Here is a 15100-nt window from a genome sequence, read left to right on the forward strand (position 1 = left end):
CTCCTGGAGGAAGCGGCCCCTTGTCGTCGGTTACGGAGTCGTCGGCTGCGGACCGAGCGTCAGCCCTGGGGCGGGCGCGTCATCGACAGGACGTCGAGCGCCGTGTCGAGCTGCTCCTCGGTGACCTCGCCGCGCTCGACGAAGCCGAGGTCGATCACGGCCTGACGCACCGTGATGCCCTCCTTGACCGCGTGCTTGGCCACCTTGGCGGCGGCCTCGTAGCCGATCGCGCGGTTGAGCGGCGTGACGATCGACGGCGACGACTCAGCCAGCGCGCGGGCGCGCTCGACGTTCGCCGTGATGCCGACGATCGTCTTGTCCGCGAGCACGCGCGACGCGTTCGACAGCAGGCGGATCGACTCCAGCACGCCCTGTGCGATCACCGGGATCTGCACGTTCAGCTCGAACGAGCCGCTCGCGCCGGCCCACGCGACGGTGGCGTCGTTGCCGATCACGCGCGCGCAGACCATGAGCACGGCCTCCGGGATGACCGGGTTGACCTTGCCCGGCATGATCGAGGAGCCCGGCTGCAGGTCGGGCAGCGCGATCTCGCCCAGGCCGGTGTTGGGGCCGGAGCCCATCCAGCGCAGGTCGTTGCAGATCTTGGTCACGGAGACCGCGATGGTGCGCAGCGCGCCCGAGAGCTCGACCAGGCCGTCGCGGGCCGACTGCGCCTCGAAGTGGTCGCGCGCCTCGGTCAGCGGCAGGCCGGTGTCCTGCGCGAGCAGCGCGATGACGCGCTGCGGGAAGCCGGCGGGGGTGTTGATGCCGGTGCCGACGGCGGTGCCGCCCAGCGGGACCTCGGCGGCGCGGGGCAGCGCGGCCTGCAGGCGCTCGACGCCGTAGCGGATCGCGGCGGCGTACCCGCCGAACTCCTGGCCGAGGGTCACCGGGGTGGCGTCCATCAGGTGCGTGCGGCCCGACTTCACGACGGTGGCGTACTCGTCCGACTTGGCCTGCAGCGCGGCGGCCAGGTGGTTCAGCGCGGGGATCAGGTCGTTGACGACGCCCGACGTCGCCGCGACGTGCACGGACGTGGGGAAGACGTCGTTCGACGACTGCGAGGCGTTGACGTGGTCGTTCGGGTGCACGTCCTTGCCGAGCGAGGCCGTGGCGAGCGTCGCCAGCACCTCGTTGGTGTTCATGTTCGACGACGTGCCGGAGCCGGTCTGGTAGACGTCGACCGGGAAGTGGCCGTCGTGCTTGCCGGAGGCGACCTCGTCGGCCGCGGCGACGATGGCGTCGGCGATGTCCTGGTCGAGCACCCCGAGCTCCGCGTTCGCGGTCGCGGCGGCCTTCTTCACGCGGGCGAGGGCCTCGATGTGGCCCCGCTCCAGCGGGGTGCCGGAGATCGGGAAGTTCTCGACGGCACGCTGCGTCTGCGCACGGTACAGGGCGTTCGCGGGGACGCGGACCTCGCCCATGGTGTCGTGCTCGATGCGGTATGCGGCGTTGGTGTCGCCGGGCTCGGTCGAGCCCGACGAGACGACGGTGTCAGCAGTCATGGGTCTATCGTGCCGCAGGCTCGGGCGGGTGACGCATCCCAGCGCGTGACTCGTGTCACCCCGGCCCGCCCGAGCCCCCGGTCACCCGGCGGTCAGGGCTGCTCGCCGACCTCGCCGATCACGTTCACCATGCGCGCGCTGCCCTCGGCCAGGTCGTACTCCAGCCCGACGACGGCGCACCGGCCCTCCTTGACGGCGCTGGCCAGCGCCGCCGAGTAGCCGTGCAGCATGCCGACGGTGTGCTTCACGTGCTCGCGGCGCAGCACGTTCTGGTCGGACAGCGCGGTCATGGCCTGGGCCGGGTCGCCCGAGGTGATGCTCGCGATCGAGGGGATCACGCGGTCCACGACGGCGCGGACGAAGCCCGGGGGCTGCTCGCCCGTGGCCAGGGTGTGCGCGGCGGCGGCGACCGCCCCGCACGAGTCGTGCCCCAGCACCACGACGAGCGACGCGCCGAGCACCTCCACGCCGTACTCGATCGACCCGACCACGGTGGTGTCGACGACGTGGCCCGCGGTGCGGACCACGAACACGTCGCCCAGGCCCTGGTCGAAGATGATCTCGGCGGCCACCCGGGAGTCCGAGCAGCCGAAGATCACGGTGTGCGGGTGCTGCGCGGCCTGCAGCTCACGCCGCCGGTCCGCGTTCTGCGACGGGTGCGCCGGCGCGTCGGCGACGAACCGGTCGTTGCCCTCGCGCAGCCGGGTCCAGGCCTCGCGCGGGCTCAGCGGTGCGGTGCTCTCGTTGGTGCTCACAGGCCGACCTCCTGACGACGCGGCGGGTTGGCGCCCGCCCGGGAAACAGTGATTGCGGCGACGGCGACGCAGCGGTCCAGCACGTGCCGCACCGTGGCCGTGTCGACGGCGTTCAGGGCGTCCCGCCTGGCGGCGCCCAGCAGGTCGTGCTCCCACAGGCCGTCGATCAGGGCGCCCATGAACGAGTCGCCGGCGCCCACGGTGTCGACGACGTCGACACGCGGGGCCGCGGCCTCGACCTCGCCGGCGTCGGACACGGCGACCGCGCCCTTGCCGCCGAACGTGACCACCACCAGCGCGGGCGTGCCGCGCTGCCAGTCCCGGGCCACGGCCACCGGATCGGTGCCGGGGTAGAGCCAGGCCAGGTCCTCGTCGCTCACCTTGACCACGTCGGAGAGCTGCACGAGCGCCTCCACGCGCGGCCGCACCTCCTGCGGCTCGCCCATGATGGCCGGCCGCGCGTTCGGGTCGTACGTCGTGGTCGACGTGGCGCGCGCGGCCTCCAGCACCTGCCGCACCTGCGTGGCACCCGGTTCCAGCATCGCCGCGATCGACCCGGTGTGGACCGCGAGCGGGCCGTCCCCGGCGCCGGCGGCGTCCGGCAGGGCCCCCGCGGGGACCTCCCAGGTGAGGTCGAAGTCGTAGGTGGCCGACCCGGCGTCGTCCAGCGTGGCGACCGCGACGCTGGTGCGCTCCGCGCCGTCGCTGCCCTTGACCAGGGCGACCGCGGACTCGGCGAGCCAGCCGCGGACCAGGTCGCCCCGCGCGTCGGCGCCGAGCCACGTGGCGAGCCGGACCTCCCGCTCCAGGCGGCCCAGGGTCAGCGCCACGTTGGCGACGCTGCCGCCGGGGTGCTCGGCCGCCGAGCCGTCGGGCCGGTGCACCTCGTCCACGAGGGCCTCGCCCACGGCGAGCACGTGCGCGCTCATTCGGCCTCCTCCGGTGAGTCGGGCGTCGTCGTCGACGCGTTCTGGGCGGCCGCGAGGCGCTCGCGGGCGCCGTCCAGCCACTCCTGGCAGCGCGCGGCCAGGGCCTCGCCGCGCTCCCAGAGCGCGAGCGACGCCTCCAGCGGCTCACCGCCCGCCTCCAGGCGGCCGACGACCTGCACCAGCTCGTCACGCGCCTGCTCGTAGCTCAGCGAGGCGACGTCGGGTTCGGCTCCAGCATCCGTCACAGCATCTGTACTCACGGGGAACAGTCAACAGCACACCGCCGACATCCGTGGTCCGCCGTCCACAGGTTCGACGGGCGGCTTCCACGGGCGGGTTCCCCAGGCGGCGCGGAATCAGTTTGGTCCGGACCGGTCCGGCATCGGACCATGGTGACCCATGGGCCATCTAGAAGTCGCGCACGTCGAGTACCACCTGCCGGATGGCCGGACCCTCCTGGGGGACGTCTCGTTCCGCGTGGGCGAGGGCAGCGCCACGGCGATCGTCGGCCCCAACGGAGCGGGCAAGACCACGCTGCTGCGCCTGATCACGGGCGAGCTGACGCCGCACGGCGGCTCGGTCGTGGTGAGCGGCGGGCTCGGCGTCATGCGCCAGTTCGTCGGCTCCGTGCGGGACGAGACCACCGTGCGTGACCTGCTGGTCTCCGTCTCCGAACCCCGCCTGCGCGAGGTGGCGCGCCGCGTCGACGAGGCGGAGCACGCGATGCTCACCGTCGACGACGAGGACGCGCAGATGGCCTACGCCCAGGCGCTGTCCGACTGGGCCGAGGTGCGCGGGTACGAGGCCGAGACGCTGTGGGACGTGTGCACCATGGCGGCCCTCGGCATGCCGTACGACCGCGCCCAGTTCCGTGAGGTGCGCACCATGTCGGGCGGCGAGCAGAAGCGGCTCGTGCTGGAGGCGCTGCTGCGCGGCACCGACGAGGTGCTGCTGCTCGACGAGCCGGACAACTACCTCGACGTGCCCGGCAAGCGGTGGCTGGAGGAGCAGCTCCAGGCCACCAAGAAGACGGTCCTGTTCGTGTCCCACGACCGCGAGCTGCTCTCGCGCGCCGCCGACCGCATCGTGTCGCTGGAGCCGGGCCCCGCGGGCGCGGACGCCTGGGTGCACGGCGGCGGGTTCGCGACGTTCCACGACGCGCGGCGCGAGCGGTTCGCGCGGTTCGAGGAGCTGCGCCGCCGCTGGGACGAGAAGCACGCCCAGCTCAAGAAGCTGGTGCTGACCCTGCGCAACCAGGCCGCGAGCAGCCCCGACATGGCCTCGCGCTACCGGGCGGCGCAGACCCGCCTGCGCAAGTTCGAGGAGGTCGGCCCGCCGCCCGAGCCGCCGCGCGAGCAGGACATCACCATGCACCTGCGCGGCGGGCGCACCGGACTGCGGGCCGTGACCTGCGAGGGCCTGGAGCTCACGGGGCTCATGAAGCCGTTCGACCTGGAGGTCTTCTACGGCGAGCGGGTCGCGGTGCTCGGCTCGAACGGTTCCGGCAAGTCGCACTTCCTGCGGCTGCTCGCGGGCGGCGACGTGGCGCACAGCGGCTCGTGGAAGCTCGGCGCGCGCGTGGTCGCGGGCCACTTCGCGCAGACGCACGCGCACCCCGAGCTGTTCGGGCGCGCGCTGCTCGACATCCTGTGGGAGGACCACGCCCAGGACAAGGGCAAGGCGATGGCGCGCCTGCGCCGGTACGAGCTCACCGAGCAGGCCGACCGCCCCTTCGACCGGCTGTCCGGCGGCCAGCAGGCCCGGTTCCAGATCCTGCTGCTGGAGCTCGCGGGTTCCACGGCGCTGCTGCTGGACGAGCCCACCGACAACCTCGACCTCGAGTCGGCCGAGGCGCTGCAGGAGGGCCTGGAGTCCTTCGACGGGACCGTGCTGGCCGTGACGCACGACCGCTGGTTCGCGCGGTCGTTCGACCGGTACCTCGTCTTCGGGTCCGACGGCGTGGTGCGCGAGACCTCGGAGCCCGTCTGGGACGAGCGCCGGGTCGAGCGGGAGCGCTAGCGGGCCGGGTACTACCCGGCCGTGCGCTGGTCGGCCGCCCGCACGCCGTGCTCGGCGAGGCGCTCCACGAGCGCGTCGTGGCCCTCGTCGAGACACCAGTGCACGGCGGCCATACCGGTGGACCGGGCGCCGGCCACGTTGGCGGCGTGGTCGTCGACGAACAGGATCTCGGCGGGCTCGGCCCCGATCCGGGTCGCGGCCTTCTCGAAGAAGGCGGGGTCCGGCTTCGCGACGCCGAGCTCGCACGAGTACAGGCTCACGTCGAACACGTCGTCGTACCCGAGGGCCGTGCGCAGGTGCTCGGCCCGCCGGTGCACCTGGTTGGTTCCGAGGTGCACCCCGTAGCCGGCCGCGCGCAGGCGCCGGACCAGATCGAACGACGCCGCCGACGGCTCGGTGTTCTGCCACACGGCCGCGTACAGGTCGGCCGCCGCGACGTCGAGGCCCTGCTCGCGCAGCACCTGGGCGAGCGCCGGCAGGAAGTCCTCGTCGCCCGCCAGGAACGACCGCTCGCGCTCGGACGCCTCGTCCAGCACGGCGCGCGCGTGCGCGCCCAGCAGTGCCTCCGCCGCGGTGTAGAAACCGCCGCGGACCTGCTGGAGCACGCCGTCGGCGTCGAACAGGAGGTGTCGGATGGTCGCCACGTGCGAACCGTAGCAACCAGGCCCGCGGCGCCGTCCGACGGGGGCCGTCACAGATCCGGGGTGCTCCCGGTCGAGAACATGACGGGCCGAACGGGCCCGTCGTGCGAGCGACGCGAACCAAAGGAGCACACCATGAAGATCGTGGTCATCGGGGGCACCGGCCTCGTAGGCAGCCAGGTCGTCCACAACCTGACCGAGCACGGGCACGAGGCAGTGGCCGCCGCGCCGCAGACCGGCGTGAACACCCTGACCGGCGAGGGCCTCGCCGAGGTGCTCGAGGGTGCGCAGGTCGTCATCGACCTCAGCAACTCGCCCTCGTTCGCGGAGGAGGACGTCACCAACTTCTTCCGGACCTCGACGACCAACCTGCTCGAGGCGGAGAAGAACGCCGGCGTGCAGCACCACGTGATCCTCTCGATCGTGGGCGCCGACGGCATCGACTCCGGCTACATGCGTGCCAAGGTCGTGCAGGAGGACCTGGTCAAGGCCTCCGGCTCGGGCTGGTCGATCGTCCGGTCCACCCAGTTCTTCGAGTTCCTCGCCTCGATCGCCGACACGGCGACCGTCGACGGCGTCGTGCACATCGCCCCGGTCCGCTTCCAGCCGATCGCCTCGGCGGACGTCGCCAAGTTCGTCGGCCGGACCGCCGCCGGGACGCCGCTCGGCGCCACCATCGAGATCGCCGGGCCGGAGAGCTTCGGGTTCGACGAGATCGTGCGCAAGCACCTCGCCTCGAAGGACGACCCCCGCGAGGTGGTCGCCGACCCGAGCGCGACCTACTTCGGCGCGGAGCTCAAGGACGCCGAGCTCGTGCCCAGCGGCGAGCCCCTGGTGGGCGAGGTCAGCTACGAGCAGTGGCGGGCGGCTCAGGCGTAGTCTCCCCGGCGCCGGCCTCCGGCGTGGCCTGGTCCGCCCAGGCCCGCCGGAGCGGCTCCATCTTCTCCGGGCTCATCTGCCACATGAGCTCGTGCACACCCTGGTCGGACACCGTGGCGGACAGGACACCGACCAGCTCGCCGTCCCGCTCCATCGCGAAGCCCTCCGCGCCGTTGACCTCGATGGGGCGCGTGGTGATGCCCGCCCAGAAGATCTCCGCGAACGACGACAGGACGCGGGCCACCTTGTTCCGCCCCTGGACCGCGACCCGGGCGACGTGCTTGGCCCGGCCGTTGCTGTCGGCGCGTGTCACGACGTCCTCCGCGAAGAGGCGCTCCAGCCGCGCGATGTCGCCGACCCGCGCCGCCGCGAGGAACGCGGCCAGCAGGTCCTGGCGGGCCGTCGGGCTCACCTCGTTGCGCCGCTCCGAGGCCAGGTGCTTGCGGGCCCGGCTCACGAGCTGCCGGGTGGCCGTGGGGGAGACGCCCACGATCTGCGCGATCTCCGGGTACCCGTAGTCGAACGCCTCGCGCAGCACGTACGCCGCGCGCTCGGTCGGGGTGAGCTTCTCCAGCAGCACCAGCACGGCGACGTCCAGCGCCTCGGCCCGCTCCGCGCCGAGCGTCGGGTCGTCGCTGGTGTCCACCGGCTCGGGCAGCCACGGGCCGATGTACGTCTCGCGCCGCGACCGCGCGCTCTGCAGCACGTTGATCGCCAGCCGGGTCGCCGCCGTCGTCAGGAAGGCCTGCGGGTTCAGCACGACCGAGCGGTCCGTCGTCTGCCACCGCACCCAGGTCTCCTGCACCACGTCCTCGGCCTCCGCAGCGGAGCCGAGCATGCGGTACGCGATGCCGAACAGGCGTTTCCTGGCCGACGCGAAGACCTCCGCGGCGTCGTCGAGCGTGTCCACATCGCCGGTCATCGTGCACTCCGCCGTGCTCGTCGACCAGCAGCGACGTCGAGCACGTTGTCGACGAGCGCCTCGGCGTCGGAGCCCTGTCCGAACATGCCGAAGGCCGTACCGAGGTGGGCCGGCGCGAGGATCAGCAGGACCAGGTCCATGGGCTCGAGCTCCGTCGCGCCGCTTGCGTCGAGCATCCGCTGGAAGAGCTCGAACCTCGGGCGGAGCAGCTCCTGGGTCCGCTCCGGGCCCAGGTGCGTGTCGCGTGATGCCGTCGCGAGCGCCTGGACGAACGAGAGCCCTCCGGGGCTGTTGAACGTCTCGATGAGATCGCGGGTGTAGGCCAGCAGGTCGGCGCGCAGGTCGCCGGTGGCGGGGATCGGGGACGACTCGTTCACGTCGGACACCGCGACGTCGAGCGCCAGAGCGTCGCGTGTGCGCCAGCGTCGGTAGATCGTCGCCGGGTGCACCCCTGCGTGCGCGGCGACCGCGGGGATGTCCGGCGATTCGCCGCCGTTCGCCGCCATGAGCTCGCGCACGGCGTCGTGCACGGCGGACCGGGTCCGTGCCGTCCGACCGCCAGGGCGAACGGTGCCGGTCGCTTGGAACCCTGCGTCCTGGGTGTCTGACATGCGCCCACCTTATCGCAAGTGGATTGCATTAGCCGGGGGGTCGCCCTATGCTCACTAACGCGAAATAGTTCGCATCAAGATGGGGAGGGCGAGATGTCGAAGGTGCTGATCGTGGGGGCCGGGATCGCCGGCGACGCGCTGGCCGTGCTGCTCGACCGGGCCGGCTGGCAGGTCGACGTCGTCGAGATCGCACCGGCTCTCCGCGCCGGCGGGCAGACCGTGGACCTGCGTGGCGACAGCCGCGACGTGCTGGAGCGGCTCGGGCTGCTCGATGCCGCCCTCGCGGCGACGGTCGAACAGCGGGGCATCGCCTGGATCGACGAGCACGAGCGCCGACGCGCGGAGATGCCGGTAGAGGCCTTCGGCGGTGCGGGCTTCGTCTCCTCGGAGGAGCTGCTGCGCACCGACCTCGCGCGAATACTCCACGGCGCCACCGGCCCGCGGACCTCACACCGCTTCGGGGACACGGTCGTCGGGCTCACCGAGGTGGACGGCGGGGTCTCGGTCCAGTTCCGCGAGCACCCGCCGGAGCGGTACGACCTCGTGGTCGGCGCGGACGGCGCGCACTCCCGTGTGCGCCGGCTCGTCCTCGGGCCGGAGGAGGCGTTCAGGCGGCCGCTCGGCCTGGCCCACGCATGGTTCACGCTGAACGAGACGCCGACGACCCCCCGACTCGACGGCTGGTTCCTCATGCACAACGTGCCGGGGGCCCGCGTCGTGGAGGCGCGCCCCGGGCACCCCGGCGAGCAGGAGGTCGGCCTGACGTTCCCGGCCGACACGCTGCCGCCCCGTGGTGACGCCGAGGCACGGTTCGCGCTCCTCGAGCGCACCTTCGCGGACGTCGGCTGGCGCACCCCCGAGTTCCTGGCCGCCGCCCGCACGGCCGACGACTTCGCGCTCGACACCTACGACCAGATCCAGACGGACACCTGGTCACAGGGGCACGTCGTCCTCCTCGGAGACAGCGCCTGGTGTGCCAGCCCGCTCAGCGGCCTCGGTACCGCACTCGCCCTCCGGGGCGCCGCAGTGCTCGCCGACCAGCTCGGCGCCAGGCTCCCGGAGGACGTCGACGGGGTGCTCGCGGCCTACGAGGCAGCGATGCGACCCGTGACCGTACGGGCGCAGGCGATGTACCCGGGCCGGGTCCGCTCGTTCGCCCCGCACACGCGACCGGGCATCCGAGCGATGACGACCGTGATGCGGCTGGTCCAGCGCGGTCCGGTCGGCGCCATCCTGACCCGGCTGGTTCCCGACTACGGCCGCTCGGGCGAGGCGGCACCGTCCCGTGCACCCATGAGATCTCCCCGATAGGCGGTGCGTTGGGCGAGCATAGGGCCATGACCACACCCGACCCGATCTTCGTGGACCCCCGCCTCGCGCGCCTCTACGACGCCTTCGACGACGACCGCGGCGACCTCGACCTCTACGTCGCCCTCGCCGAGCGGCTCGGCGCTCGCAGCGTGGTCGACGTCGGCTGCGGCACCGGCGTGCTCGCCCTGCTGCTGGCCGCGCGGGGCCTGGCCGTGACCGGCGTCGACCCCGCCGCCGCCTCCCTGGAGGTGGCCCGCCGCAAGCCCGGCGCCGAGGACGTTACCTGGGTCGAGGGCGGGGCCGACGCCGTCGCCGGGCTGGGCCTCGCGGCCGACCTCGCCACGATGACCGGCAACGTCGCCCAGGTCTTCACCGGTGACGACGACTGGGCGCGGGCGCTCGCGGCGGTCCACGACGCGCTCCGGCCCGGCGGGGTGCTCGTCTTCGAGACCCGCGTCCCGGCCCGGCAGGCCTGGCTCCGCTGGACGCGCGAGCACTGGTCGGCCCGCCGCACGATCCCCGGCGTCGGCGAGGTCGAGACGTGGACCGAGCTGCTGGAGGTCGCGCTCCCGCTGGTCACCTTCCAGCACACCTACCGTTTCCCGCCCGGCCTGCTGCCCGACGGCGACGTGGTCACCTCGGTCTCGACCCTGCGGTTCCGGGAGCGCGACGAGGTGGAGGCGTCGCTGGCCGACGCCGGGTTCGTGGTCGACGAGGTCCTGGACGCGCCGGACCGGCCCGGCCTGGAGTGGGTGTTCGTGGCCCGCCGGGTGTGACGCGCGGGCCCGACCCGTGCGGGCCGGGCCGGGGTCTGGGGTCAGGTCAGACGAGGCCGTCGAAGAACGTGCGGATGTCCCCGGCCAGGAGCTCCGGCTCCTCCATCGCCGGGAAGTGCCCGCCCTCCTTGAACTCGCTCCAGTGGCTCATGGCGTTCCACGGGTCCAGCGCGCGGCGCATGAGCGGGTGGGTGTCGAACACGGCCCAGCCCGCGGGCACGCCCGAGGGCGCGACCCAGTCCAGCCCCGAGTGCTCGGCCTCGTAGTAGAACTGCGCGCTGGAGGCGCCGCTGCGGGTGAACCAGTAGAGGCTGACGTTGGTCAGCAGCTGGTCGCGGTCCACGGCCTCGTCCGGCGTGGCGTGGGCGGGGTTGGTCCAGGTCTGGAACTTCTCGGCGATCCACGCGAGCTGGCCCACGGGGGAGTCGGTCAGCGCCGCGCCGATGGTGTCGGGCCGGTGGTTCTGCATCTCGAAGTAGCCGCGCTCGGCGGCGTCCTTGGTGCGGACCGCCTCGATCTGCGCGATCTCGTCCTCGGTCAGTCCCTCGGGGTAGGGGAACTTGTCGCCCACCATGCCGAGCGAGCGGCCGTCGCTGCCCACGTGGGTGCCGATGACTCGCTCGGGGTAGAGCGCCGCGAGCCGGCCGGTGGTGCCCGCGCCGATGTCGGTGCCGTGGGCGGCGAACCGCTCGTAGCCGAGCCGGGTCATGATCTCGGCGTACGCCGCCGTGGTGCGCGCGACCTCCCAGCCGGTGCCCGACAGCGGCGTCGAGAACCCGAAGCCCGGGAGGGACGGGATGACCACGTGGAACCTGTCGGTGAGCAGCGGGACGAGGCGCTGGTACTCGACGAACGAGCCGGGCCAGCCGTGGCTCAGGATGATCGGCGTGGCCTCCGGGTCGGCCGACCGCACGTGCACCACGTGGAACGTCTGCCCGTCCACAACCGTGGTGAACTGCTCGTACGCGTTGAGTGCGGCCTCCTGCGCGCGCCAGTCGAACCCGTGGCGCCAGTAGTCGGCGAGCTCGTTCAGGTAGGCCGGCGGGATGCCGCGGCTGAAGTCCGTCCGGTCGTCGCGGCCGGGGACGGGGAGCGGCCGGCGCGTGCGGTCGAGCCGGTCGTGCAGGTCGTCGAGGTCGGCCTGCGGGATGTCGATGCGGAACGGCGTGAGTGCGGTGTTCTCGGTCATGACATCTACCTTTCCGGGTGATGCGGACAGGTTCTGTCCGCTACTGATCGAGGATGTCGTCGACCTTGACGACGTTCTTCGGAAGCAGCGCGGCGAGGCCACGGCGGGCGTCGTCGAGCCCCCGTTCATTGTCCCGCCGACCGGTGATCCCGGTGAGGTCGTTCGTGGCGAGGCGGCCCGCGAAGTAGGTGGCCTGCACCGCCCAGCGGAACCGCCGGAACGCGTCCAGGTGCCGCAGCTCGTCGGCGTCGAGCGGTCCCGCTGCCGCATAGGCGGCCAGGAACTGCGCCGCGGCCTCCGGGCCGCCCAGGTACATCACGACGGAGGCGACGTCGTAGAGGACCGGTCCCCGGCGGGCGCCCGCCCAGTCGATGAGTCCCGTCGTGCCGGTGGCCTCGTCGTGCAGGAACGCCTCCGGCGCCGGGTCGGTGTGCAGCACCGAGCAGGTGAGCGGCAGCGCGGCGGTCTCGGTCAGTGCGGCGTCGACGACCCCGGTCAGCCAGGGGTGCTCGTCCAGGTCGCGAGCCGCCGGATCGATCAGGTCGAAGAACGTGCCGCCGGGCAGCTCGCGTGCGGGCGCGCCGGCCGAGTGCACGGCGGCCAGCGTCCGTCCGATCCAGCCCTGTTCCGCGTCCGTGCTGCCGTCCAGCTCACGGCCGGGCACGTGCTCGAGCAGGGTAAGCCGCTGCTCCTGCGCCACCAGCGCGCCTGTGACGGTGCGTACCGGTCTGCCGGTGGCGACTCCCGAACGGGACACGGCTTCCGCCGTCGCGCAGCCGGCGACGAGGTCGGCCAGGCGGGGCGGGGTCACGTGCTTGGCCACGAAGCGGCGCTCGCCGGAGACGATCAGCCAGGTCCGGGAGTTCATGCCGCCGGGCAGCGACGTGCTGGTGACGGTGGACAGGCCCCAGTGCTCGAGCAGGGCTGCTTCGAGGGCGGCGGTCTCCATGCACGGCACCCTGGCACGGCGGGCGTGCGTGGCCCAGGGATTTGTGTGTTGCTCAGCGCCGGGCGCGGGCGTGGGTGCCGGAGCCGTGCCTCAGGAGCTGGTCGCGGTCACCTCGGCGTCGAGCGCGCCCTGCGCGAGGCGGACGTGCACGCCGGCGCCGACCTCGACGTCGTCGGGGTGGCGGACCACGTGGCCGTCCGCGCGCTGCACGACGGCGTAGCCGCGTTCCAGCGTCGAGGCCGGCGACAGCGCCCGGACCTGGGCCGCGAGCCGCCCGATCTCGCCGCCCGCCCGCAGCAGCAGGGCGTCCAGCGCGTGCCGGCCGTGCCGGATCGCCTGCCGGACGTCGCGCTCGCGCGACTCCAGCATGGTCTGCGGCATCGCGAGCACGGGACGGGAGCGGACGCCGTCGAGCCCCCGCTGCTCGCGGTCGAGCATGGCGGCGACGGCGCCGCGCATCCGGGAGCGGGCCTGGGTGAGGCGGAGCCGCTCCTCGGAGACGTCGGGCACGATGCGCTTGGCGGCGTCGGTCGGGGTGGAGGCGCGGTAGTCGGCGACGAGGTCGAGCAGCGGCGCGTCCGTCTCGTGGCCGATCGCGCTGACCAGGGGAGTGCGGGTCTGCGCGACGGCGCGGACCAGCGACTCGTTGCTGAACGGCAGCAGGTCCTCGACCGAGCCGCCGCCGCGGGCCACGACTATGACCTCGACGCGCGGGTCCTGGTCGAGCTCCGCGACGGCGGCCGACACCTCGCGCACCGCGTTGACGCCCTGCACCGCGACCTCGCGGATCTCGAACCGCACCTGGGGCCAGCGGGCCCGGGCGTTGACGACGACGTCGTGCTCCGCCTTGGACTCGCGCCCGCAGACCAGCCCGACCACGGCGGGCAGGAACGGGAGGTTCCGCTTCCGGGAGGCGTCGAACAGGCCCTCGGCCGCCAGGACCTTCTTCAGGGCCTCGATCCGGGCCAGCAGCTCGCCCACGCCGACGGCCTTGATCTCGTTGGCCTGCATCTGCAGAGTGCCGCGCTTGGTCCAGAAGACGGGCTTGGCGTGCACCACCACGTGGTCGCCCTCGGCCGGCGGCTGCGCCAGGGTGCCGAGCACCCGCGAGAAGATCGTCACGGGCAGGGACGCGTCGGCGTCCGTGTCCCGGAGGGTCAGCCACTGCATGCCGGAACCCGGGCGCATGTTGAACTGCACCACCTGCCCCTCGACCCAGACCGGCGGCATCTTGTCGATGTAGCCCTTGATCTTCTCCGACAGCACGCGCACCGGCCAGGGGCTGGTGGGCGTGGTGTCGAGCGCCTTGCGGGGGAGCTCGGCCGGGAGGGTCTGCTGGGTGGGTTCCGTCACGTGTCCAACCCTGCCACCCACCACCGACACAAGCCCTCCTTACACCGCCCCTAGACTGAACCTGTGAGTGTCACGAGCCCTGAGCGCCCTGCCCGGACCCAGACGAAGCGCGTCCTGCTGGCTGCACCCCGCGGTTATTGCGCGGGCGTGGACCGTGCGGTGGTCGCCGTCGAGAAGGCACTGGAGACCTACGGCGCACCCGTGTACGTGCGCAAGGAGATCGTCCACAACAAGCACGTGGTGGAGACGCTGCGCGAACGCGGCGCCATCTTCGTCAACGAGACCGACGAGGTACCCGAGGGCAGCCGGCTCGTGTTCTCAGCGCACGGGGTGTCGCCCGCCGTGCGCGCCTCTGCCGTTGCGCGGAGCCTCGACACGATCGACGCGACCTGCCCCCTGGTCACCAAGGTGCACAAGGAGGCCGTGCGGTTCGCCAAGGACGACTACGACATCCTGCTGATCGGGCACACCGGTCACGAGGAGGTCGAGGGCACCGCCGGCGAGGCGCCCGAGCACGTGCAGATCGTGAACTCGCCCGACGAGGTGGACCAGGTCGTGGTGCGCGACCCCGACAAGGTCGTGTGGATCTCGCAGACCACGCTGTCGGTCGACGAGACCATGGAGACCGTCCGCCGCCTGCGCGAGAAGTTCCCGTCCCTGCAGGACCCGCCCAGCGACGACATCTGCTACGCCACGCAGAACCGCCAGGTCGCGGTGAAGAAGCTGGCGCCCGAGTGCGACCTCGTCATCGTGGTCGGCTCGGCGAACTCGTCCAACTCGGTGCGGCTGGTCGAGGTGGCCCTGCAGGCCGGCGCCAAGGCGTCCTACCGCGTTGACCGCAAGGTCGAGATCAAGGACGAGTGGCTGGAGGGCGTGACCACGGTCGGCGTCACCTCCGGTGCCTCCGTGCCCGAGATCCTGGTGCAGGACGTCATCGCGCACCTCGCGGACCACGGCTTCGGCACCGTCGACGAGGTGCGGACGGCGACCGAGGACCTCATGTTCTCGCTGCCGCGCGAGCTGCGCGCCGGGCTCAAGGCCGCGGGCGAGGAGCCCAAGCGCCCCCGCCGCGAGTCCCGCAAGGAGCTCCCGCAGGCCTGAGCGCTGCTGGCTGGCTGGGCATGGGTGCTGGGCTGGGTGAGAGCTACCGCCGGCTGGGCGCCCGGTGCTGCGCGCTGTGGCCCCGGCTGAGCCCGAGCGGTCGGCAAATTGGGGTGGTCGGTAGAACGTCAGGAGGTGGGCAACTCGTGTTGCCGACCTC

General features: G+C 72.8%; 15 protein-coding genes. 5 read left to right on the forward strand and 10 right to left on the reverse strand.

The features are described from left to right. Positions 1–59: 59 nt before the first annotated feature. From ACFU5G_RS23635 to ACFU5G_RS23650, 4 genes are all read right to left on the reverse strand, one after another. Positions 60–1505: a class II fumarate hydratase gene (locus ACFU5G_RS23635; RefSeq protein ID WP_377250277.1), complete on the reverse strand. Its 1446-nt coding sequence runs from the start codon at positions 1503–1505 to the stop codon at positions 60–62. 92 nt (positions 1506–1597) lie between these two features. Next, positions 1598–2260, reverse strand: a complete 663-nt coding sequence (locus ACFU5G_RS23640) for a carbonic anhydrase (protein ID WP_377250279.1) — start codon at positions 2258–2260, stop codon at positions 1598–1600. Next, complete coding sequence (locus tag ACFU5G_RS23645; RefSeq protein ID WP_377250281.1) at positions 2257–3189, reverse strand: carbohydrate kinase; 933 nt, start codon at positions 3187–3189, stop codon at positions 2257–2259. Before ACFU5G_RS23645 ends, ACFU5G_RS23640 begins: the two co-directional genes overlap by 4 nt. Next, entirely contained in the window at positions 3186–3449 is a 264-nt protein-coding gene (locus ACFU5G_RS23650; RefSeq protein WP_377250284.1) for an exodeoxyribonuclease VII small subunit, read from the reverse strand. Before ACFU5G_RS23650 ends, ACFU5G_RS23645 begins: the two co-directional genes overlap by 4 nt. 139 nt (positions 3450–3588) lie before the next feature. Between ACFU5G_RS23650 and ACFU5G_RS23655 the strand changes: the two genes are divergently transcribed. Then, complete coding sequence (locus tag ACFU5G_RS23655; RefSeq protein WP_377250287.1) at positions 3589–5208, forward strand: ABC-F family ATP-binding cassette domain-containing protein; 1620 nt, start codon at positions 3589–3591, stop codon at positions 5206–5208. Between the two features lie 11 nt (positions 5209–5219). Here ACFU5G_RS23655 and ACFU5G_RS23660 read toward each other — a convergent pair whose 3' ends face one another. Then, positions 5220–5852 (reverse strand): HAD family hydrolase, encoded by a 633-nt coding sequence (locus ACFU5G_RS23660; RefSeq protein WP_377250290.1) that lies wholly within the window; start codon positions 5850–5852, stop codon positions 5220–5222. Positions 5853–5984: 132 nt separating this feature from the next. Between ACFU5G_RS23660 and ACFU5G_RS23665 the strand changes: the two genes are divergently transcribed. Further along, on the forward strand, positions 5985–6728 hold the full coding sequence (locus ACFU5G_RS23665) for an SDR family oxidoreductase (RefSeq protein WP_377250293.1): 744 nt from the start codon (positions 5985–5987) through the stop codon (positions 6726–6728). Here the strand turns inward: ACFU5G_RS23665 and sigJ are convergent. Further along, complete coding sequence (gene sigJ / locus ACFU5G_RS23670) at positions 6694–7650, reverse strand: RNA polymerase sigma factor SigJ (RefSeq protein WP_377250295.1); 957 nt, start codon at positions 7648–7650, stop codon at positions 6694–6696. The two genes, ACFU5G_RS23665 and sigJ, sit on opposite strands and share 35 nt — an antisense overlap. Next, positions 7647–8261 (reverse strand): TetR/AcrR family transcriptional regulator, encoded by a 615-nt coding sequence (locus tag ACFU5G_RS23675; protein WP_377250297.1) that lies wholly within the window; start codon positions 8259–8261, stop codon positions 7647–7649. Before ACFU5G_RS23675 ends, sigJ begins: the two co-directional genes overlap by 4 nt. A 93-nt stretch (positions 8262–8354) precedes the next feature. Here ACFU5G_RS23675 and ACFU5G_RS23680 point away from each other — a divergent pair, with 93 nt between their 5' ends. Together ACFU5G_RS23680 and ACFU5G_RS23685 are read left to right on the forward strand one after the other, a co-directional pair. Beyond that, the gene (locus ACFU5G_RS23680; protein ID WP_377250299.1) at positions 8355–9572 is read left to right on the forward strand and encodes an FAD-dependent monooxygenase; all 1218 of its coding nucleotides are present in this window, start codon (positions 8355–8357) and stop codon (positions 9570–9572) included. 26 nt (positions 9573–9598) lie between these two features. Further along, complete coding sequence (locus tag ACFU5G_RS23685) at positions 9599–10348, forward strand: class I SAM-dependent DNA methyltransferase (protein ID WP_377250301.1); 750 nt, start codon at positions 9599–9601, stop codon at positions 10346–10348. Positions 10349–10394: 46 nt separating this feature from the next. On the opposite strand, the gene ACFU5G_RS23690 is transcribed toward ACFU5G_RS23685, so the two are convergent. The 3 genes from ACFU5G_RS23690 to xseA form a co-directional block, all read right to left on the reverse strand. Continuing rightward, a complete protein-coding gene (locus ACFU5G_RS23690; protein WP_377250303.1) occupies positions 10395–11537 on the reverse strand; it encodes an epoxide hydrolase family protein in 1143 nt (380 codons plus the stop codon). Positions 11538–11577: 40 nt separating this feature from the next. Continuing rightward, positions 11578–12486: a phosphotransferase enzyme family protein gene (locus ACFU5G_RS23695; RefSeq protein WP_377250305.1), complete on the reverse strand. Its 909-nt coding sequence runs from the start codon at positions 12484–12486 to the stop codon at positions 11578–11580. Between the two features lie 90 nt (positions 12487–12576). Further along, the gene (xseA, locus tag ACFU5G_RS23700; protein WP_377250307.1) at positions 12577–13839 is read right to left on the reverse strand and encodes an exodeoxyribonuclease VII large subunit; all 1263 of its coding nucleotides are present in this window, start codon (positions 13837–13839) and stop codon (positions 12577–12579) included. A gap of 63 nt (positions 13840–13902) precedes the next feature. Here xseA and ACFU5G_RS23705 point away from each other — a divergent pair, with 63 nt between their 5' ends. After that, positions 13903–14940, forward strand: a complete 1038-nt coding sequence (locus tag ACFU5G_RS23705) for a 4-hydroxy-3-methylbut-2-enyl diphosphate reductase (protein ID WP_377250310.1) — start codon at positions 13903–13905, stop codon at positions 14938–14940. The last annotated feature ends 160 nt before the right edge of the window (positions 14941–15100 follow it).

It is taken from the genome of Promicromonospora sp. NPDC057488 (assembly GCF_042802395.1).
In the GTDB taxonomy this organism is placed as follows: domain Bacteria; phylum Actinomycetota; class Actinomycetes; order Actinomycetales; family Cellulomonadaceae; genus Promicromonospora.